The sequence below is a fragment of the Paraburkholderia sediminicola genome, from assembly GCF_046027825.1.
In the GTDB taxonomy this organism is placed as follows: domain Bacteria; phylum Pseudomonadota; class Gammaproteobacteria; order Burkholderiales; family Burkholderiaceae; genus Paraburkholderia; species Paraburkholderia sediminicola_D.
In genome coordinates, this window is record NZ_JAQQDU010000078.1 from 24,227 (window position 1) to 41,973 (window position 17,747).

Consider the following 17,747-nt stretch of genomic DNA (forward strand, 5'->3'; position numbering starts at 1 on the left):
ACTAAGCCGCCCTAAGCCGCCCCAGGCACAGCTTAGTGTGCAGAAGCGGAAGTCGCTGTCTGCACCTTCTTACCCTTTCCAGCACGCCCAATTTCTTCGAGCTTGATCTCGACGTGGCGCGAGAACACGTACTCGGCCGGACGCTGCTTATCCAACGCAATGTCCTTGACGAAGGCACCGCTCGTCTTCGGGCCGCGCAGGCTAACCTTCAACGCCTTCAGCGGGTGCGCCACCGTATCCATCACGGCAGTCGCTTCAAAGCCGCAGTGCACCATGCAATCCGCGCACTTCTCATAGTTGCCCGTACCGTACTTTTCCCACTCCGTGGTCTCCATCAATTCCTTGAAGGTCTTCACGTAGCCCTCGCCGACCAGGTAGCACGGCTTCTGCCAGCCGAACACCGTACGCGCCGGGTTGCCCCAGGGCGTGCACTCGTACGTCTGATTGCCGGCCAGGAAGTCGAGGAACATGCCCGACTGGCTGAACGACCAGTTCTTGCCGTTGTTGCCACGCTTGAAAATCTCGCGGAACAGGTGCTTGGTCTTGTCGCGGTTCAGGAAGTGCTGCTGATCCGGCGCGCGTTCATACGCATAACCCGGCGAGACGGTGATGCCGTCCACGCCCATCGGGCCCAGCGTGTCGAAGAACGCAGCGACGCGTTCCGGCACGGCGTCGTTGAACAACGTGCAGTTGATGTTCACGCGGAAACCGCGGCGCTTCGCTTCCTTGATCGCGGCGACAGCCTTGTCGTACACGCCTTCCTGCGACACCGAGTGATCGTGCGCCTGCTGGTCGCCGTCCAGGTGAACCGACCAGACGAAGTACGGATTCGGCTCGTAGTCGTCCATCTTCTTTTCCATCAGCAACGCATTCGTGCACAGGTACACGAACTTCTTGCGCGCGATGATGCCCTTCACGATCTGCGGCATTTCCTTGTGCAGGAGCGGCTCGCCGCCTGCAATCGAAACCACCGGTGCGCCGCATTCGTCGACTGCGCCAAGGCATTCTTCGAGCGACAGACGCTGATTCAGGATGGGATCCGGATAGTCGATCTTGCCGCAGCCATTGCAGGCAAGATTGCAGCGGAACAGCGGCTCCAGCATTAATGCGAGCGGGTAGCGTTTGTTACCAGAGAGGTGCTGACGCATGATGTAAGCGCCGACCCGGACTTTCTGTAGCAGCGGAATAGACAAGACGTCCTCCTTAAACTTCGCGTGCAGCGAGTGGTTGCATCAATTTCGATGGCAACTTGAATTCGACTTTCTCTTCACGGCCCGCCATCGTCGTGACATCGACAGGCCCCAATGCGCGCAGCGCATCGATTACGTTTTTCACCATCTCTTCCGGTGCCGAAGCACCGGCCGTGATGCCGACAGTCTGCACGTTCGCAAACCACTCCGGCTTCACTTCCGAACCGTCGGCGACGAGATAACTCGCCACGCCGCTTTCGCTGCCAATCTCGCGCAGCCGGTTCGAGTTCGAACTGTTGGTTGCGCCTACCACCAGCAGCACGTCGATTTCTTTGCTCAGTTCGCGCACCGCCGCCTGGCGGTTTTGCGTGGCGTAGCAGATGTCGCGCGTGTCAGGACCGACGATGTCGGTGAAACGGCGCAGCAAGGCGTCGATAATGCCACGGGTGTCGTCGACCGACAGCGTGGTCTGCGTGACGTACGCGAGCGGCGTATCGAGCGGCAGGTCCAGATGCGCAACTTCGGCCTCGCTCTGCACCAGCAGCACCTTGCCGGGGATCTGGCCGATCGTGCCTTCCACTTCCGGATGGCCCGCATGGCCGATCAGAATCAGGGTACGGCCCGCAGCCACATACTGGCGCCCCTGCACGTGAACCTTGGTCACGAGCGGGCAGGTCGCGTCCAGCACGTCAAGGCCACGCTGTTCCGCGTCGCGCTCGACGGTCTGCGCGACACCATGCGCGCTGAAAATCGCCACGGCACCTTGCGGCACCTCATCGAGTTCTTCGACAAAGCGCGCGCCTTTCTGGCGCAAATTGTCCACCACGTGCCGATTGTGAACAATCTCATGGCGGACATACACGGGCGCGCCGTGTTGTTGTAACGCGCGATCGACGATCTCAATTGCACGTACAACACCCGCACAAAAGCCGCGGGGTTGAGCAAGGATGACTCGCATAAATTGGCGAACTCCGACTGACGCGGGTTTCGAAGAAGTCGGTAAAAATGACTTTATCGCCGCGATCATCTATTTAGTTGACGTCTTGAGCCCCGGCGCGCAGCCGGTACAGCAAAACCAAACGCGCATTCTAACGCTATCAGGCCGGCTTTGCTCTGGCGGCCCGCCAAGGTGTTGGGCCGCCACCGCGCCGCGGGTTCGCTGCCCGGCGCCGCATCTCTGGTGCAGGCGGCGATGCGCTGATGGCAAGGATTACGCGCTGCACCGGTTTGGCGGAACCCTTAAACTACGTGGTCCTGCGGCGCACGTTTGTCGCCACATTACAAAAAGGTTTCGAGGCTCGCTTGGATGGACGTCGATCTATACGAAAATTTTCCGGTCGCGAGCGTGCTGCTGCCAAAGGCGCTGCGCGCGCCGATCGGCATTATCTATCAGGTTGTCCGTACCGCCGCCGACATCGCCGATGAAGGCGACTGGAGCCCGGCCGAGCGGCATGCCCGCCTCGCCGACTTCCGCGCCGGCCTCGACGCAGTAGCACAGCGGCGCGCGGCGCCGGTGCACCCGCTCCTGTTCGGCAAGCTGGCCGGTGTGGTCGCGCAGTATAAACTGCCGCTCGCGCCGTTCTACGATCTGCTCCACGCGTGCGGTCAGGAGATCGACACCAGCCGTTACGCAGACCGGGCTGCGCTACTCGACTACTGCCGCCACTCGGCCAGCCCGATCGGGCATCTGATGCTGCATCTGGTGGGCGCCGCCACGCCGGAGAATCTCGTCGATGCCGATGCGATCTGCACGGCCTCGCAACTGATCAGCTTCTGGCAGGACGTCGCCGCCGACTGGAACAAAAACCGCGTGTATCTGCCGCTCGCGGATCTGCGGCGCTTCAACGTGACCGAGGCGCACATCGCCAAGGGCGTTGTCGACGATGCCTGGGCGAAGCTGATGGCCTACGAGGTTTCGTTTGTCCGGGCCACGCTGGTGCGCGGCGCGCCGCTCGCGTTGCGTATCCCCGGGCGCTTGGGGATCGAGCTGTGCGGCGCCATCCACGGCGGCCTGCGCATCCTCGAGCGGATCGAAAAGGCCGGCTACGACGTGTTTCGCGAGCGGCCGGTACTCAACACTTTTGACTGGTGCGTCGTCGCGGTACGCACTGTGGTGATGCGCCTGTCGCGGCGCGTCGGCGTGCAAGCGGGTTCACTTGAGGGTAATGCTTAATGGTGGTGGTTCTGTTTCTCCTGTCGTGCCTGTCCCTGCTGATCTGGTGTGTGTTGCTGTTCGCGCGCGGCGGTTTCTGGCGGGCGCGTCCCGCCACGCCGCTCACCCTCGAGCCGCGTGAAACCTGGCCGGCGGTCGCCGCCGTGGTGCCGGCACGCAATGAAGTCGATGTGATCGCTCAAGCGGTGACCACCTTGCTCGAGCAGGACTATCCGGGCGAATTTCACGTCATCGTGGTCGACGACCACAGCACCGACGGCACCGCCGACGCCGCCCGCGCGGCCGCCTTGCAACTGCAATGCCCGGATCGCCTGACGGTGCTGAGCGCGAAGCCGCTGCCGCCGGGCTGGTCCGGCAAGGTGTGGGCGCAGTCGCAAGGGATCGAGGCGGTGCGCACGCTCGGCCGGCCGGCCGATTTCCTGCTGCTGACCGATGCCGACATCGGCCATCCCGCCGACGCTGTCGCGCAACTCGTCGCCCGCGCGGATGCGGAAAAGCGCGACCTCGTCTCGCTGATGGTCCGTCTGCGCTGCGATTCGTTCTGGGAGAAGGCGCTGATTCCAGCCTTCGTGTTCTTCTTCGCCAAGCTGTACCCATTCTCGTGGGTCAACAACCCGCGCAACCGCACGGCCGCGGCGGCGGGCGGCTGCATGCTGGTCCGGCGCAGCGCGCTTGAAGAAGCGGGCGGCATCGAGTCGATTCGCGCCGAGCTGATCGACGATTGCAGCCTCGCCGCGCGGATCAAGCATCGCGGCAAGGGGCGTCATCCGATCCGCCTGGATGTGGCGGCACGCAGCGTGTCGCTGCGTCCTTACGATAGCTGGCGTGAGATCTGGAACATGATCGCGCGCACGGCCTTTACCCAGTTGCGTTACTCGCCGCTGCTGCTGGCGGGCACGCTGTTGGGCATGACGATCATCTACCTGATGCCGCCGGTGGCGGCGCTGGTGCTCGGCCCCCTGGGCTGGCCCGCGTGGCTTGCCTGGGCGCTCATGTGCTGCGCGTATGCGCCGATGCTCAGCTATTACCGCCGCTCGCCGCTGTGGGCGCCGTTTCTGCCGCTGATCGCGTTGTTCTATGTCGGCGCGACGTTCACGTCGGCGGTGCGCTACTGGCGCGGCAAGGGTGGTCAATGGAAGGCGCGGGTGCAGGCGCCGGTGCAGGAGCGCTGAGACGCGTCTGCCCAGATATTCATCAGACGAAAAAAGCGGCGCTCTCAGGCGCCGCTTTTTTACATCGTGCTTTGCATCAGCCCTTGGTGAGCATCATGTACATCTGGATCACCATGTCGGGCGAAAACGTGAACGGCACCCAGCCGTGACCGGTGTGGCGCATGACCAGCAGGCGGTCGCCATTCGACTGTTTCTGTACCGCCATGACCGGGTTTTTCGTCGATACGAAGCGCCAACCCGGCGGAATGCCCGGCGGCGGTTCCGGCGTCATCGAGGCGCGCGCGTTCGACAATTCCTCGATCAGTTGCCCGATCTGCTCAGCACGTAGCGCGACGGTCTGGCCGCCGATCGTCATCGTGATCTCGTTCTGTGCAGGGCGGTTGATTTCGAGCGTGGGCTGCAACTGGACGGCCGGCTCTTCACCGGACGCAGGTGCCTCCTCCTCCGCCTCGTCTACCACTACCGCCGCTGCTTCAGGCGCGACGTCGTCCGCTTTCGATTCGGACGGGACGTGATTCGCCACCGGCGCTTCCTGCGCGGCGGTTACTGCGGTTGTCTCGGGGATGTTTTCGGCCCGCGGGGCCACGACAGCCTGGATGAGCTGATCGACGCCCATTTCCAGCGCGCCGAGCTGTTCATGAAGATTCATGCGAGGTTTCTCTGGTAAGACCCACGATTTTACCTGCTGCGCGTAGGCTTTTACCTGTCGCAAACACAGTGACGTTGTAACAAAGTGCGTGTAGGCCAAGCCGGATCGCCCGGCGCGGCCTGCACGACCTGAATGATGCTGCCTACGCGGCCCGGCGCTGACTGGCCTGCTCGCGTCTGCGCGCTATCAGGGCTTCAATCAGGGCTTCAAATACCCGGCTTGGCGGAACCATTCGAGCGCATCGCTTAAGCCCTCGCGATAGGGCCGCGCGCGATAGCCGAGCTCGCGTTCCGCCTTCGCCGACGTGAAGTACATCTTGTTCTTCGACATCTTCAGACCGTCGACGGTGAGGAACGGTTCACGCTTCGTGATCTTGGCGACCGCTTCGGCGCCCATGGCGAGCGGATAGAGCGGCCAGCGCGGCAAACTCAGCGTCGGCGCCTTGCGGCCGGTCAGCGCGGCGATATCCGCGAGCATCTGTTGCAGCGGCAGATTTTCGCCGCCGAGAATATAGCGCTCACCGATTTTGCCGCGTTCGAGCGCGAGAAAATGGCCGGCGGCCACGTCATCCACGTGCACGAGGTTCAGCCCCGTCTCGACGAACGCGGGAATCTTGCCGAGCGCCGCTTCGAGGATGATGCGGCCGGTCGGCGTCGGCTTGACGTCGCGCGGACCGATCGGCGTGGACGGATTGACGATCACGGCCGGCAGGCCATCTTCGGCGATCATGCGCTCCACGGCGCGTTCGGCCAGCACTTTACTGCGCTTGTACACGCCGATCGCCTGGTCGGCTTTGAGCGGCGAGGTTTCATCGGCGGACTGGCCGGAACTGGTGACTTTCAGCGTCGCCACGCTGCTTGTGTAGACGATGCGTTCGACGCCTTCCTTCAACGCCGCGCGCATGGTCGCCTCGGTGCCTTCGAGATTCGAGCGCTCGATTTCGCTCGGGTCCGGCGCCCACAGGCGATAGTCTGCCGCCACGTGCAGCAGATAGCGCACGCCGCGCAGCGCGTTGCGCATTGACGCTTCGTCGCGCATATCGCCGACGACGATTTCCGCATCCAGCGCCTCGACGTTTTTGCGCGGACTGGTGGCGCGCACCAGCACGCGCACCTTGAAACCCTTCTGTTGCGCGATGCGCGCCACCGACGAGCCGACGAAGCCGGATGCGCCGGTCACGAGCACGAGATCGCGATTCTGTTCGGTCATTCTCTTTCATTCCCTGCGTGACAGTCGACGGATTGTACGTGTCGCGCGTGCCGCGTGTCGCGCCAGGCGGGCCAGGCGCCCAGATGAACTGAGACGCGGCCGAGCAATCTCGCCGCGACGCGACTAGAATGCCGGCTTGAAAGAATGTATGGAGAGGACGGCATGGCCCCGGATCTGGATCAGCGGATCGAAACGTATTACGTGAGAGTGCGCGGCACCGTGCAGGGCGTGGGCTTTCGCCACGCCACCGTGCGGCAGGCGCACGCGCTCGGTATCAAGGGATGGGTGGCGAATCTCGACGACGGCTCCGTCGAAGCCATGTTGCAGGGCTCGGCCAACCAGGTCGACCGGATGCTGTCGTGGCTGCGTCACGGGCCGCCGGCGGCGCGCGTGATCGAAGTGACCGGCGAAGAGCGCGTGACGGAAAAGCGCTACGAGCGGTTTGAGCAGCACTGAGCGTGTGAGCTTCGCGCAAAACCAAGGCGGCGCGCCATCGGATCGATCGCGCGCCGCCTTGTCGTTTGTGTGTGGCCTTGTCGGGCTCGCGGCTCGATAGCGCTTAGCGCGCCACCAGCAAGCTCTCCGCGAACCCCCAGCCATCTTCGATCCACTGATGGCTGCACACGAAGCCCGCGTCGTCGGCGATCGCGGGCATCTCGTCCGCGCGATACTTGTGGCTGCTCTCGGTCCAGATCGTTTCGCCTGCTTTGAGCGAGACCGTCAGTTGCGCGGCGCCCACGTGCGCGGTGACATCGCGCTTCGCACGCAGATGCATCTCGATGCTGCGCGCGTCCGGATTGAAGCGCGCGACGTGCTCGAATGCATCGAGCGGAAAATCGCCATCGAGTTCTCGATTGACGCGCGCCAGCAGATTCAGATTGAACGATGCGGTCACGCCGACCGAATCGTCGTAGGCGGCCACGAGCACCGGTGTCGGCTTAATCAGATCCGTCCCGAGCAGCAACGCGTCGCCGGGCGCCAGCATGTTGCGGATATCGCGCAGAAAACGCGTCGCCGCGAGTCTGGCGAAATTACCGATCGTACTGCCAAGAAACAGAACGAGTAGCCGTTCGTCCGCCGCGCGGTCCTTGCTCACTTCGGCCAGTCCGGCCAGGTAATCGCGTTCGTAACCGACGATCGAGATCCGCTCGATATCGCCGAGTTCACGCCTGCACAACTGCAGCGCGCTGCGCGAAATTTCAATCGGGAAGTAAGAAGTGGGGCGCTTTTTACACAGTGCTTCCAGAATGCGCCGCGTTTTGCGGCCGCTGCCGCTGCCCAGTTCGGCGACGGTCACGTCGTGCGGCAGATGCGCGACGATGTCCGCCGCGTGCTTCGTGAGCAGGCGTTCCTCGGCGCGTGTCACGCCGTATTCGGGCAGGACGGTGATCACTTCGAACAGCGCGGAACCGACTTCGTCATACAGATACTTCGACGGCAGCTCCTTCTGCGGCGTGTGCATGAGTCCGGCGCGTACGTCGGCGGCGAAGGTGGCGCGGAATAGATCGGGCGATGCGTCGTGCGATAGGGCTGGCTGGGTCATGCTGGCTCCAGTAGTCACATTCAGTCACATTCGATGAGAGGGATTGCTGGCCGGGCGGCGGCATGCGCGGTGAAACGCAGTTGATGCATGCCGTGGGAAAGTAGGGCTGGCTCGGTCCGCGTGGACTGCCTGTGCCGACCCGGCTCATTGATGCTGCAGATGACGGTTTCAAATGACGCTTGGCCGTTGCGACGGATATCCAGGATGTCTCAGATGACGTTGCAAACGGTGTCGCCAGATTTCGTAGCAAGATTCGCGCTTGAGCAAAGCAGGGGACGTTGCCGGCGTTGCAGTTGCGGATCCGCTTGGTCGCGCGTGAAGTTATGTTCTAGTGCATCGTCGCGCGATGCGCACGGGAAAAATTGCTACTTACTGCAAGGAACAGCGGGCACGCTGGCGGGGAACCCGTCTAGAATGCCCGCTTGTATCGCATATCGAAGATAAAGATGCAGCGCTTGATACGCACCGTCAGCCGCGCTGCCCGCTTGTGAGACTTCACTTCCAATGACAACAACTCGAGGCGCGCGGCCGTATGCTGCGCCGCACATACTTGACTCCGCACCCGCTCGCAAACCTGCACTGCATGCCAAGGCAATTGCGCTACGGGGCGCGCGATGAACCAGTATGACCCAAAGCGCGGAATCGCGTTGTCGGTCGGCGCGTCGGCGATGTTCGCTTTACTGTCCGCTTACGCCAAGCTGCTTGCGCCGCTGAGCGGTCTCGACATTTTCGCGTGGCGTGTCGTGTGGACCGTGCCCGGGGCGCTACTGTTGATTGTGTTGCGCAAACGCCTGCCGATTCTCCGGCAACTTCTTTACCGCATGGTGATGCAGCCGAAGCTCGGCGTGGCGATGGTTGTGAGTGCAGCTTTGTTGGGCGCGCAACTGTGGGTGTTTCTATGGGCGCCGCTGCATGGACGCATGCTTGAAGTCTCACTCGGCTATTTTCTGTTGCCGCTCGTGATGGTGCTGGTGGGGCGCTTCTACTATCACGAACGCCTCGACGCATTGCAGTGGCTAGCGGTTATCTGTGCCGCTTTGGGCGTTGGGCATGAACTGTGGATGACCGGCGCCTTTTCGTGGCCGACCTTGCTGGTCGCGCTCGGCTATCCGCCGTATTTCGTGCTGCGCCGCAAGATCAATCAGGATTCGCTGGCCATGTTCACGGTGGAAATGGCGTTGCTGCTGCCGGCGGCAGCCGTGTTCATCGTCATCGGCGGTTCGCTGGCGATGATCGGCGGCCGTATCGACATGTGGTGTTTGCTGTTGCCAGGGCTCGGCGCGCTCAGCACCATTGCGCTGGCGTCGTACCTGAAGGCAAGCCGATTGTTGCCAGTCGCGTTGTTTGGCATCCTCGGCTACGTCGAGCCGGTGTTGCTGGTGTTTGTCTCGATCACGTTGCTCGGCGAGGTGCTGAGCGCCGCGCAGTTAGCCACGTATATTCCGATCTGGATTGCGGTTGCGCTGACAGCATTGCATAGCGTGCGACTGGTTCGCTTTGCGACGCGCTGAGCCGCGTTGGTTGAGTCGCGGCGGGTGATTGAGTTGGGACAGTGCGCAGCATTGCGCTTAGGCCGCTGAATCAGGTGGCGCGGTTCAGCGATGCGCCGCCGCGCGATCCGCATTGATACGCGTCGCGCCGACCTGCGCCGCGATGGCTTCGCGCAGTGCGGGCCGCCAGCCGAAACCGAACAACGCTTCAGCGAGCACGAATAGCGGCCCGATCAGCAGACCGATCACATCGTCGACAAACGCCGGCTTGCGATGTTCGTATGCCACGTGGCCGATGAACTGAAACACCCAGCCGACGACGAAGAGTCCAATACCCGAGGCGAGCCAGGTGAGCGTGGCTTGCGCGGCGAGCCACTGCCCGCATGCGACGCACAACACCGATACCACGGCCATCATCACACCGAGCGGTACGTCGAGCACGAGGTAATAGACGGTCGCCGCGGCGAACAACAGCCACGCGGGCGATACGGTAAGCGGCAACGCAAAGGGCAGCGCGCCGACGCTGAAAACGGGCCGGCTCAACAATACCGCCAGCGCCAGCACGATCATCGGAATGCCGATGAAATGGGTGGCGATATTGCGCCGGTCACGGTGGTAGGCCGCATATTGCGTAAGCTGTTGCGTCAGCGTTCTCATGGATGCCGCTCCTCGATCAAAGTCAGCATAATCGCGGGCAGCGGAATTTGAAACCATCGGGTAGCCGACAATCGGGCACGGATGCCGTCTTATGACAGCGAGTTTTTCATCAAATGAGCTTGCCACGCTGCTGGAGCGCAGCGCGTGGTTTCGCTCGGCGCCTGCTGCCATGCAGGCGAAACTGATCGAAGCGGGGCGCGTCGAGCGCCTGGCGGCCGGTGAGCGGCTCTTCACGCGCGGCGATTCTGACGATGGCCTCTATTGTGTGCTCGACGGTCTAGTGCGAATCGGTGCGGCGAGCTCGGGCGGCAAGGAAGCGTTGCTCGCGATCATCGAACCGGCCAACTGGTTCGGCGAGATCGCGCTGTTCGATAACCGCCCGCGAACCCATGACGCGTATGCCGAACGCGATTCCGAACTGTTTCATGTGCCGCGCGCCGCGCTTGCCGCGTTGCTCGAACGCACGCCTGCGTACTGGCATGCCTTCGGTTTGCTGTTGACACAGAAGCTGCGCCTCGCTTTCGATGCCATTGAAGAAGCCGCGTTGCTTCCCGCCGCGCCGCGCGTGGCGCGCCGCTTGTTGCTAATGGCTGGCGGTTACGGCGAACCGGGTGCATTGCGGCGCGTACTCAAGGTGCCGCAGGAGGACCTGGCGATGATGCTGGCTTTGTCGCGGCAGACAATCAATCAGGTGCTCAAGCAGTTCGAAGCGCAGGGCGCATTGAAGCTGGGCTATGCGGAAATCGAAATTGCCGATGTACAAAAGCTCAGCGCGCTAGCCGAGCTGAATCCGGCAGCGGATTGATAGCCTCGATCTACCCGTAAATCTACCCGCAAAGCGCGGCGCGGCCTCCCGCTCACCTACGAAAAGAACGCAAAGGGCAATGTGGCGGCCAGGTAGACTGCGATACCCATCGAAGGCAATCCCGCCGCAATGGCGATGGCCGCAACCGCGGCGCTCACGACCGTCAAGGCAAGCGTGCGTCGCCGAACGGCTTGCCGGCCGGTAAGGGTGGCGCGATGCGATGTGTCGCCGCGGTCGTCCGGGGATGTGACGGCGTACTGACGGATGTTCAGGCTGGACATGGTGACGTCTCGTTGATCGGTCACTAAAGTCTGCCATTCCTGACATATCGAACACCTTAATAACGCGTCAACAAGCGCAAAAGATGCATATACGCCTCACTCACGTGCCGCGCGATGCGGCATTTTTATATGCATTTTACGGCACAGCCCTATTTCTTAGGCGATTCGCTACACCAACCCCGGTAAGGTCGAGGCACCCCGGTCAGGAAGCGAAAATATGCATGGAAATAGCGCTCTGGATGGTGTGCAAACACGAAGAGAACCTCACCCGAAATTCAGCCTGAAAGTCATGCTCGCGGCGATCGTCTTCTCGCTTGCCGCGGCATCGCAGGCCGCTGACGCGCAGTCGGCGTTGACCGCTCCCATTGCCACGAGCGACGCAACACCTGAGCCCGGCTTGCCGGCGCTCAGCGATATCACCGCCATGTTGCGCGCGCAGTTTCGCGTTGCACCATCGGAATCGATGAAGATCGCACGCGCGGTATTGATCGAAGCCGAGCGTCAAGCCATCTCGCCGGTATTGCTGCTTGCCGTGATGTCGGTCGAGTCGAGTTTCGATCGCCACGCGGTCAGCATCGCAGGCGCGCGAGGGCTGATGCAGGTCTTGCCGGCTGCGCATCCGCAATTGATTGCGGGCACAACCGACTTATCCGATCCGGCAATCAACGTGCGGATCGGCTCGACCATTTTGCGCGGCTACCTCGATGAGAGCGGCGGCGATCTCGACGCCGCACTCGTTCGCTACAGCGGCGGCGGCCGCGGCTATGCGCAGCGGGTCGTGCTGCGGATGCAGCACCTGGACGCAAGTTTGCGCCACGAATGATGAACCGATTCGCGGCGCGTTGATGTGTACGTTATGGTGGAGGTCAATGGGCGTATCGAAGTGCACATTGACCTCCACATCGAAATGCAACCTCTTACTCGTTAGCTCATCGCGCCGGCAAACTCGGCGCGCAGGTCCTGCAACCTGTCGCGTGCGGTACTCAGGCGTTCGACGAGTTGTGCCGAGGCACGCGTGATCGGCATACGCGTTTCGTCGGTCATGGGATGATCGAATGACAGCATCGCCTTGATCGCGGACGGATTGGGCGCGGCGAACAGCAGACGCAACACCGGCAACAAGCTGGCGAACAGATTGCGCGCGTCGTGGTCGCGATCGCTCCGGATCAATTCCTGTACCGCAACCAGAAGGTCCGCGCAAACATGTGCGCTGGCCAGAATGCCCCCTGTGCCACCGTTGTTCAGACAGTCGTCCAAGGCTTCATCGGTGCCACATAGCACGTTGATCGGCAGGTCGCGCAGCGTGCTGAAGTGTTCCTTCACGCATTCCTTGATCGCGACGATGTTGCCGCACTCGACCAGGCGCGCGACCGTCTCCGGCGCGATCGTCACGCCGGTTCGATGTGGCACGTTGTACAAAACGATCGGCCGCTCGGTGGCGAGTGCGGCTTGTTCGAAATGCCACTGCACGCCGGCTTGATCCGGACAGACGTACGATGGTGGCGACACCAGATAACCCGCGCAGTCCCAGCGCTCATAGCGCTGAATGTCGTGCAGGACGTCGCGTGTATTGGCGCCGCCGACGCCGATCAGCATCGGCAGACGGGAGCCGATCACGTCGGTCAGCGCCTGCAACACAGTGAGGCGCTCGGATTCCTGTAACAAAGCGGCTTCGCCCGTTGTGCTCAAGGCGACAAAACCGCTGATCTCCGTGCTCAGGTAGTAGTCAGCGAGGCGCTGCAACGCGTCGACGTCGACTTCACCATGACGCAGCGGGGTGACGATGGGCAACCAGATACCTGAAAACATGATTAGTGCGCCTTTGCGACGGCATGGCGGCGCTGCAGTGGTCCGATCAGTGCGGCGGGGAGTGTCGAGATGAGCGTATGCAAGGTGAAATCGAGGTCGTCGAGCGCAATGTCGAGTTGCACGCGGACTTCTTCGCGTACGGCCTCCGTGCTGACGACATACACGCCAAGTGGGGAAGGAAGCAGTGTGCGCAGTTGGGTGCCAGGAAGATCGTGCGGAGGGTGGGGCAGGGTCACCTGCAAGCGGGCGCGGGCCGCGCGGAAGGGAATGACATTGTTGCGTTGGAGCGGGACCGGCGGCGCGCTGAGCGGCTGCATTTCGAAGCTGTCGATTGATTGCGTGAGTGCCATTTAATGCGGCGTTCGTTGACGCCATGGTTGATCAAGACAGTTCGAGATTAGACGTCTACGGGTAAACGCAGTGCAAAAATTGAGGTATCCACTGAAAAAATGATGCGGGTTCGACGAGTCGCTCGAATTGAATCAGCCGGCGCGCTCGCAAATAATCTTTGCGTGAGCTTCAACCAGGATCATGCGACGCGCCCATAAAAAAGGCGAGTCGTGAGACTCGCCCTCCCTGAACGGCAGCGTTCGGCTTCGATTAACTACGCATGCGTGGCCGGTGTGTGCCGAAAACCGATCACGTGTTATTGCGTTTTCGTCGTGTCGGTCTTTGCGCCGTCGGCTTTTGCCGGGGCATTGCTGGCCTCTTTCGCGCTCTCCGTCTTGGTCTTGCCTGCGCTTGCTTCGACAGCGGTCTTCTTGGTGGCCTTATGGATCTTCGCCGTGTGAGCGGCGGAAGCCTTTTTCACATGCGCCTTCTTCGTCGCGGCCTTGGTCGGCGCTTTCGTCGTGGCGGCGCCTTCGTCCGTGGCGCCGGTCTGCACGGCGGTGCTTGCCTTCAGATTGGCTTGGCCGGCGGCCTGCGTTTGCGCGGGTTGCGCGACGGACGGCGCTGCGGTTTGTGCAAATGCGGTCGACACGACGAGAGCGGAAGCGAGAGCAGCGAAAAGCGTCTTCATGATGTAACTCCAGGTTAAACCGGTTGTTTCTTGTGTCGCGGCTGAAATGTTTCAGCGCTGCCGGTTTAACGTTGGTCGGAGGACAGCAGTTGACGGTGCTCTGGTGACAAAACGTAACGGCGGATACATATTGCCGTGTGCAATTCGAAGGTGATCGGGAGAAGCGGGTGGGCGGGAAGCGTGTGTCCGCTTTGATATGAGGCGCGTGCCGTTCAGCCGCCGCCACCGGCGCCGGGCTGAAGCGGCACAATCGTCAAAGCAGGATCAACGCGTATTGCCGAGTACCTTCTGTGCGGTCGCATCGACGGCCTGCCGCATCTTGTCGACCAGTTCGTCGATCTGCGCGTGGTCGATCACAAGCGGCGGGGCGACGATCAGCCGGCCGTTCGTCGAGCGCACGATGGCGCCCAGCTCGAAGCCGACCGTCCGGCTATGCCAGGTCAACTCGGCTTCGTCGCTAAAGCGCTCGCGCGTGGCCTTATTCTTCGCGAACTGTATCGCGGCCACGGCGCCCACGCCCTGGATCTCGCCGATCAACGGGTGATCGGCGAAGGCGTCGCGCAATGCCCTCTGCAGATACGGACCGGTATCGTTCTTCGTGCGCTCGACAAGACGCTCTTTTTGGAGCACATCGAGGTTGGCCAGCGCGACCGCCGCCGCGACCGGGTGACCTGAGTAGGTCAGTCCGTGCGCGTAGACACCGCCTTGCTCGACCAGTGCCTCGCCTATCTGCCGGCTCATCACCAGACCGCCCATCGGCACGTAGCCCGACGTCAAACCCTTCGCAATACAGATCAGATCGGGCTCGAAGCCGAAATGCCGATGCGCGAACCACTCTCCGGTTCGCCCGAAACCGCCAATCACTTCGTCCGCGCATAACAGCACGTCGTACTGACGGCAAATGCGCTGGATCTCCTGCCAGTAGCCGTCCGGCGGGAAGATCATGCCGCCTGCCCCCTGGAATGGCTCGGCGACAAAGGCGCCGACCCGGTCCGCGCCCAGTTCGAGAATCTTCTTTTCGAGCGACAACGCGGCCTGCTTGCCGAATGCTTCGGGGCTCAGATCGCCGCCGTTCGCGTACCAGTAGGGTTCGTCAACGTGCGTCACATTCGGAATCGGAAGGTCGCCCATCTCATGCATGAACGCCATGCCGCCCAGCGACGCGCTGCCGACGGTCGACCCGTGATAACCATTGATTCGCCCGATCAATACCTTCTTGCCGGGCTTACCCATGATGTCCCAGTAACGCCTGACCGTACGAATGAGCACTTCATTCGCCTCAGAGCCCGAGTTCGTGTACACGACGTGACTAAAGCGATCGCCCAGTAGCGAGAACAGTCGTTCCGACAATTCGATCACGGCGGGATGCGTGGTGTGAAAGAACATGTTGTAGTACGACAGTTCCTTCATTTGCCGTGACGCTGCGTCGATCAGTTCCTGGCGGCCATAACCGACGTTGGTGCACCAGAGGCCAGACATGCCGTCGATATAACGGTTGCCGTCGTTATCCCAGAGATAGACACCTTCGCCTCGCACCATCACGCGCGGCCCTTCGTTGTTCAGGGCTTTCTGATCGACGAAGGCATGCAGGTGATGGGCTGCATCGCTTTGTTGGTAGTCGCGGGTGGCGCGGTGCGGGAAGTTAGGAGCATTCATGTTCAAGGTTCCAGTTGTGTAACGGACGGATTTGGCCTTTCACGTCCCGGTGCGGCGAGTCGCACGCACCCAGGCTGTACTCTCAGGCTCATTGCAGATTGATTTCAGGCGTTGGATCGCCGGATCAGTAGCTGATCCACGTCGTCTTTAGACCCGTGTATTTGTCGAGTGCGTGTAACGACAGATCGCGGCCGAACCCCGATTGACGGAAACCGCCAAACGGGGTTTGCGCGCTAAGTGCGTCGACGGTGTTGACGGAAACCGTGCCGGCACGCAAGCGTGACGCCACGCGATGCGCGCGTGCCAGGCCGCCCGTCCAGACCGATGCGGCGAGTCCATAAATCGAATCATTGGCGAGCGCGATTGCCTCGTCCTCGGTGTCGAATGTGAGAACCGACAGCACAGGCCCAAAAATTTCCTCTCGCGCAATCGGATCGCTTGCGTTCACATCGACGAAGATGGTCGGCTCGATGAAATACCCTTTGCCGTCGACAAGCCGTGTTCCGCCGCCGGTCGCCAGGGTCGAAGTGGTGCGCCCTCGCGCGATCCATTCTTTTACCCGCTCAAACTGCGTACGGTCGACGATTGCGCCCATGCCGCTAGCAGGATCAAGCGGGTCGCCCGGCATGAAGTCGCGCGAATGGGCGATCAGGCGATCGACAAATTCATCATGGATCGAGCGATGCACCAGCAATCGTGAATTCGCCGAGCACACTTCGCCTTGATTGAAGAAGATGCCGAAGCATGCTTTGCGCGCCGCAAGATCGAGATCGTCCGCGTCTTCGAAGACCAGATTCGGACTCTTGCCGCCGCATTCGAGCCAGACCTGCTTCATATTCGATTGCGCGGCGTATTCGAGAAACTTCTTGCCGACGGCCGTCGATCCCGTAAACGCCAGGACGTCAACGTCCGGATGCAATCCGAGCGCGCGTCCTGCGGTCTCGCCGAAGCCGGGTACGACGTTCAGCACGCCCGGCGGCAGTCCAGCTTCGAGCGCGAGTTCAGCAAGACGCAGGGCGGACAGCGGCGATTGCTCCGCGGGTTTCAGCACGACGCTATTGCCTGCCGCCAGCGCTGGGGCAATTTTCCAGGCCACCATATCGAGCGGGAAATTCCACGGCACGACCGCGCCGACCACGCCTAGCGGTTCGCGTGTGACAACGGCGAGATTGCCGGGATCGGTCGACGCGACCTCGCCGTTCACTTTATCGATCGCCTCGCCATACCAGCAGAACAGGCTGCTTGCGGCCGGCACGTCGATATCGAAGGCGTCGGCCACGCGTTTGCCCATGTTGAGCGAATCGAGCAGGGCGAGTTCCGCACCGTGGGACGCAATCAATGCACCTAACCGGCACAAGACACGCTTGCGTTCCGCCGGCGGACAACGCGACCAGTGCCCCGCATCGAATGAAGCACGGGCCGCGCGAACAGCCTCGTTAACCTCGGCCGTGCCACAGGATGCAACGTTGGCAATCACCGTCTCGGTCGCCGGATTGATCGCCTGGAAGGTCTTGCCGTCTTGCGCGTCCGTGAAGCGACCGTCAATGTGGGCCTGCGCGCGCGGGAGAACTTCTGCGGCCAGTCGCCGCCAGTCCGCATGGGTGTGGATATCAGCTGAAGAATGACTCAAGGAATAACTCCGGTCTGGCGATGGGCAGGCCTACCCGCCCATCTCGTGTATCGATGATCGAGATGGCTGCTGCTCTAGCGCCCTACTGTCGATTAACAAAAAGGGACGGGAAAGAACAAATTTGCTCTTCATTGCATCTGTTTTTCCTATCCATTTTCAGAGTTGCATTTCTTTCTGATCTCTTTCACGGTTTCGTTGCTTGAATCCCGGAAGCGATTGTGAATCGGGTACTAATAGGCGCGAAGGAGTGAGCCGTTTTTGCATCTTAAAAAACTATCCATAAGGTAGGAAAACTATTTTTATTCAATAAATGCGCGATGCTACGCTCCATCCGTCGTTCGCCGCAGAGCCCTTGCATAGGCAGGTTTTGCGGTACCAGGAACGCCATGTTGTATGAGACGCACGCACAGAGGACCTTGTGCGTAGCGCCGGTGGGTGGACGGATAAAGAGCCATGAACGAG

General features: G+C 61.6%; 18 protein-coding genes. 6 read left to right on the top strand and 12 right to left on the bottom strand.

The genetic code is table 11. From position 1 onward, the window contains the following. Positions 1–32: 32 nt before the first annotated feature. Both hpnH and ispH read right to left on the bottom strand, forming a co-directional pair. Positions 33–1,193, bottom strand: a complete 1,161-nt coding sequence (gene hpnH / locus PQQ96_RS31620; RefSeq protein WP_408299843.1) for an adenosyl-hopene transferase HpnH — start codon at positions 1,191–1,193, stop codon at positions 33–35. A 10-nt stretch (positions 1,194–1,203) separates the two neighbouring features. After that, positions 1,204–2,148 (bottom strand): 4-hydroxy-3-methylbut-2-enyl diphosphate reductase, encoded by a 945-nt coding sequence (gene ispH / locus PQQ96_RS31625; protein WP_074289181.1) that lies wholly within the window; start codon positions 2,146–2,148, stop codon positions 1,204–1,206. A gap of 348 nt (positions 2,149–2,496) precedes the next feature. Here ispH and hpnC point away from each other — a divergent pair, with 348 nt between their 5' ends. Next, positions 2,497–3,363, top strand: a complete 867-nt coding sequence (hpnC, locus tag PQQ96_RS31630; RefSeq protein WP_408299844.1) for a squalene synthase HpnC — start codon at positions 2,497–2,499, stop codon at positions 3,361–3,363. Then, on the top strand, positions 3,363–4,535 hold the full coding sequence (locus PQQ96_RS31635; RefSeq protein WP_408299846.1) for a glycosyltransferase: 1,173 nt from the start codon (positions 3,363–3,365) through the stop codon (positions 4,533–4,535). The genes hpnC and PQQ96_RS31635 overlap by 1 nt, the downstream gene beginning before the upstream one ends. Positions 4,536–4,611: 76 nt before the next feature. On the opposite strand, the gene PQQ96_RS31640 is transcribed toward PQQ96_RS31635, so the two are convergent. Then, positions 4,612–5,184, bottom strand: coding sequence for a hypothetical protein (locus tag PQQ96_RS31640; RefSeq protein WP_408299848.1), 573 nt, complete (start codon positions 5,182–5,184; stop codon positions 4,612–4,614). A gap of 198 nt (positions 5,185–5,382) precedes the next feature. Continuing rightward, on the bottom strand, positions 5,383–6,393 hold the full coding sequence (hpnA, locus tag PQQ96_RS31645; protein ID WP_408299850.1) for a hopanoid-associated sugar epimerase: 1,011 nt from the start codon (positions 6,391–6,393) through the stop codon (positions 5,383–5,385). Between the two features lie 162 nt (positions 6,394–6,555). Here hpnA and PQQ96_RS31650 point away from each other — a divergent pair, with 162 nt between their 5' ends. Continuing rightward, entirely contained in the window at positions 6,556–6,849 is a 294-nt protein-coding gene (locus PQQ96_RS31650) for an acylphosphatase (RefSeq protein WP_408299852.1), read from the top strand. Positions 6,850–6,952: 103 nt separating this feature from the next. Here PQQ96_RS31650 and egtD read toward each other — a convergent pair whose 3' ends face one another. Continuing rightward, positions 6,953–7,936, bottom strand: coding sequence for an L-histidine N(alpha)-methyltransferase (egtD, locus tag PQQ96_RS31655; protein ID WP_408299853.1), 984 nt, complete (start codon positions 7,934–7,936; stop codon positions 6,953–6,955). A 614-nt stretch (positions 7,937–8,550) separates the two neighbouring features. On the opposite strand from egtD, the gene rarD reads away from it, so the two are divergent. Next, positions 8,551–9,447: an EamA family transporter RarD gene (gene rarD / locus PQQ96_RS31660; RefSeq protein ID WP_408299855.1), complete on the top strand. Its 897-nt coding sequence runs from the start codon at positions 8,551–8,553 to the stop codon at positions 9,445–9,447. Between the two features lie 84 nt (positions 9,448–9,531). On the opposite strand, the gene PQQ96_RS31665 is transcribed toward rarD, so the two are convergent. Next, positions 9,532–10,083, bottom strand: coding sequence for an Mpo1 family 2-hydroxy fatty acid dioxygenase (locus PQQ96_RS31665; protein ID WP_408299856.1), 552 nt, complete (start codon positions 10,081–10,083; stop codon positions 9,532–9,534). A 91-nt stretch (positions 10,084–10,174) separates the two neighbouring features. On the opposite strand from PQQ96_RS31665, the gene PQQ96_RS31670 reads away from it, so the two are divergent. Then, positions 10,175–10,888 (top strand): Crp/Fnr family transcriptional regulator, encoded by a 714-nt coding sequence (locus tag PQQ96_RS31670; protein WP_408299858.1) that lies wholly within the window; start codon positions 10,175–10,177, stop codon positions 10,886–10,888. A gap of 56 nt (positions 10,889–10,944) precedes the next feature. Here PQQ96_RS31670 and PQQ96_RS31675 read toward each other — a convergent pair whose 3' ends face one another. Continuing rightward, a complete protein-coding gene (locus PQQ96_RS31675) occupies positions 10,945–11,169 on the bottom strand; it encodes a hypothetical protein (protein WP_408299860.1) in 225 nt (74 codons plus the stop codon). Positions 11,170–11,386: 217 nt separating this feature from the next. On the opposite strand from PQQ96_RS31675, the gene PQQ96_RS31680 reads away from it, so the two are divergent. Further along, complete coding sequence (locus PQQ96_RS31680) at positions 11,387–11,992, top strand: lytic transglycosylase domain-containing protein (RefSeq protein WP_408299861.1); 606 nt, start codon at positions 11,387–11,389, stop codon at positions 11,990–11,992. 101 nt (positions 11,993–12,093) lie between these two features. On the opposite strand, the gene PQQ96_RS31685 is transcribed toward PQQ96_RS31680, so the two are convergent. From PQQ96_RS31685 to PQQ96_RS31705, 5 genes are all read right to left on the bottom strand, one after another. Beyond that, positions 12,094–12,978: a 4-hydroxy-tetrahydrodipicolinate synthase family protein gene (locus PQQ96_RS31685; RefSeq protein ID WP_408299863.1), complete on the bottom strand. Its 885-nt coding sequence runs from the start codon at positions 12,976–12,978 to the stop codon at positions 12,094–12,096. Between the two features lie 2 nt (positions 12,979–12,980). Continuing rightward, positions 12,981–13,328: a hypothetical protein gene (locus PQQ96_RS31690; RefSeq protein WP_408299865.1), complete on the bottom strand. Its 348-nt coding sequence runs from the start codon at positions 13,326–13,328 to the stop codon at positions 12,981–12,983. Positions 13,329–13,624: 296 nt separating this feature from the next. Further along, positions 13,625–13,999 (bottom strand): hypothetical protein, encoded by a 375-nt coding sequence (locus PQQ96_RS31695; RefSeq protein ID WP_408299866.1) that lies wholly within the window; start codon positions 13,997–13,999, stop codon positions 13,625–13,627. Positions 14,000–14,263: 264 nt separating this feature from the next. Further along, positions 14,264–15,655: an aspartate aminotransferase family protein gene (locus tag PQQ96_RS31700; protein ID WP_408299868.1), complete on the bottom strand. Its 1,392-nt coding sequence runs from the start codon at positions 15,653–15,655 to the stop codon at positions 14,264–14,266. 124 nt (positions 15,656–15,779) lie between these two features. Then, a complete protein-coding gene (locus PQQ96_RS31705) occupies positions 15,780–17,285 on the bottom strand; it encodes an aldehyde dehydrogenase (protein ID WP_408299870.1) in 1,506 nt (501 codons plus the stop codon). Positions 17,286–17,747: the final 462 nt, after the last annotated feature.

Excerpts from the sequence above, each read along its gene's own strand:
- PQQ96_RS31695 (WP_408299866.1), bottom strand. The coding sequence starts at position 13,999 with ATGAAGACGCTTTTCGCTGCTCTCGCTTCCGCTCTCGTCGTGTCGACC.
- PQQ96_RS31700 (WP_408299868.1), bottom strand. The coding sequence starts at position 15,655 with ATGAATGCTCCTAACTTCCCGCACCGCGCCACCCGCGACTACCAACAA.
- ispH (WP_074289181.1), bottom strand. The coding sequence starts at position 2,148 with ATGCGAGTCATCCTTGCTCAACCCCGCGGCTTTTGTGCGGGTGTTGTA.
- PQQ96_RS31675 (WP_408299860.1), bottom strand. The coding sequence starts at position 11,169 with ATGTCCAGCCTGAACATCCGTCAGTACGCCGTCACATCCCCGGACGAC.
- rarD (WP_408299855.1), top strand. The coding sequence starts at position 8,551 with ATGAACCAGTATGACCCAAAGCGCGGAATCGCGTTGTCGGTCGGCGCG.
- PQQ96_RS31650 (WP_408299852.1), top strand. The coding sequence starts at position 6,556 with ATGGCCCCGGATCTGGATCAGCGGATCGAAACGTATTACGTGAGAGTG.
- egtD (WP_408299853.1), bottom strand. The coding sequence starts at position 7,936 with ATGACCCAGCCAGCCCTATCGCACGACGCATCGCCCGATCTATTCCGC.
- PQQ96_RS31640 (WP_408299848.1), bottom strand. The coding sequence starts at position 5,184 with ATGAATCTTCATGAACAGCTCGGCGCGCTGGAAATGGGCGTCGATCAG.
- PQQ96_RS31635 (WP_408299846.1), top strand. The coding sequence starts at position 3,363 with ATGGTGGTGGTTCTGTTTCTCCTGTCGTGCCTGTCCCTGCTGATCTGG.
- PQQ96_RS31685 (WP_408299863.1), bottom strand. The coding sequence starts at position 12,978 with ATGTTTTCAGGTATCTGGTTGCCCATCGTCACCCCGCTGCGTCATGGT.
- PQQ96_RS31665 (WP_408299856.1), bottom strand. The coding sequence starts at position 10,083 with ATGAGAACGCTGACGCAACAGCTTACGCAATATGCGGCCTACCACCGT.
- PQQ96_RS31690 (WP_408299865.1), bottom strand. The coding sequence starts at position 13,328 with ATGGCACTCACGCAATCAATCGACAGCTTCGAAATGCAGCCGCTCAGC.
- hpnC (WP_408299844.1), top strand. The coding sequence starts at position 2,497 with ATGGACGTCGATCTATACGAAAATTTTCCGGTCGCGAGCGTGCTGCTG.
- hpnA (WP_408299850.1), bottom strand. The coding sequence starts at position 6,393 with ATGACCGAACAGAATCGCGATCTCGTGCTCGTGACCGGCGCATCCGGC.
- PQQ96_RS31670 (WP_408299858.1), top strand. The coding sequence starts at position 10,175 with ATGACAGCGAGTTTTTCATCAAATGAGCTTGCCACGCTGCTGGAGCGC.
- PQQ96_RS31680 (WP_408299861.1), top strand. The coding sequence starts at position 11,387 with ATGCATGGAAATAGCGCTCTGGATGGTGTGCAAACACGAAGAGAACCT.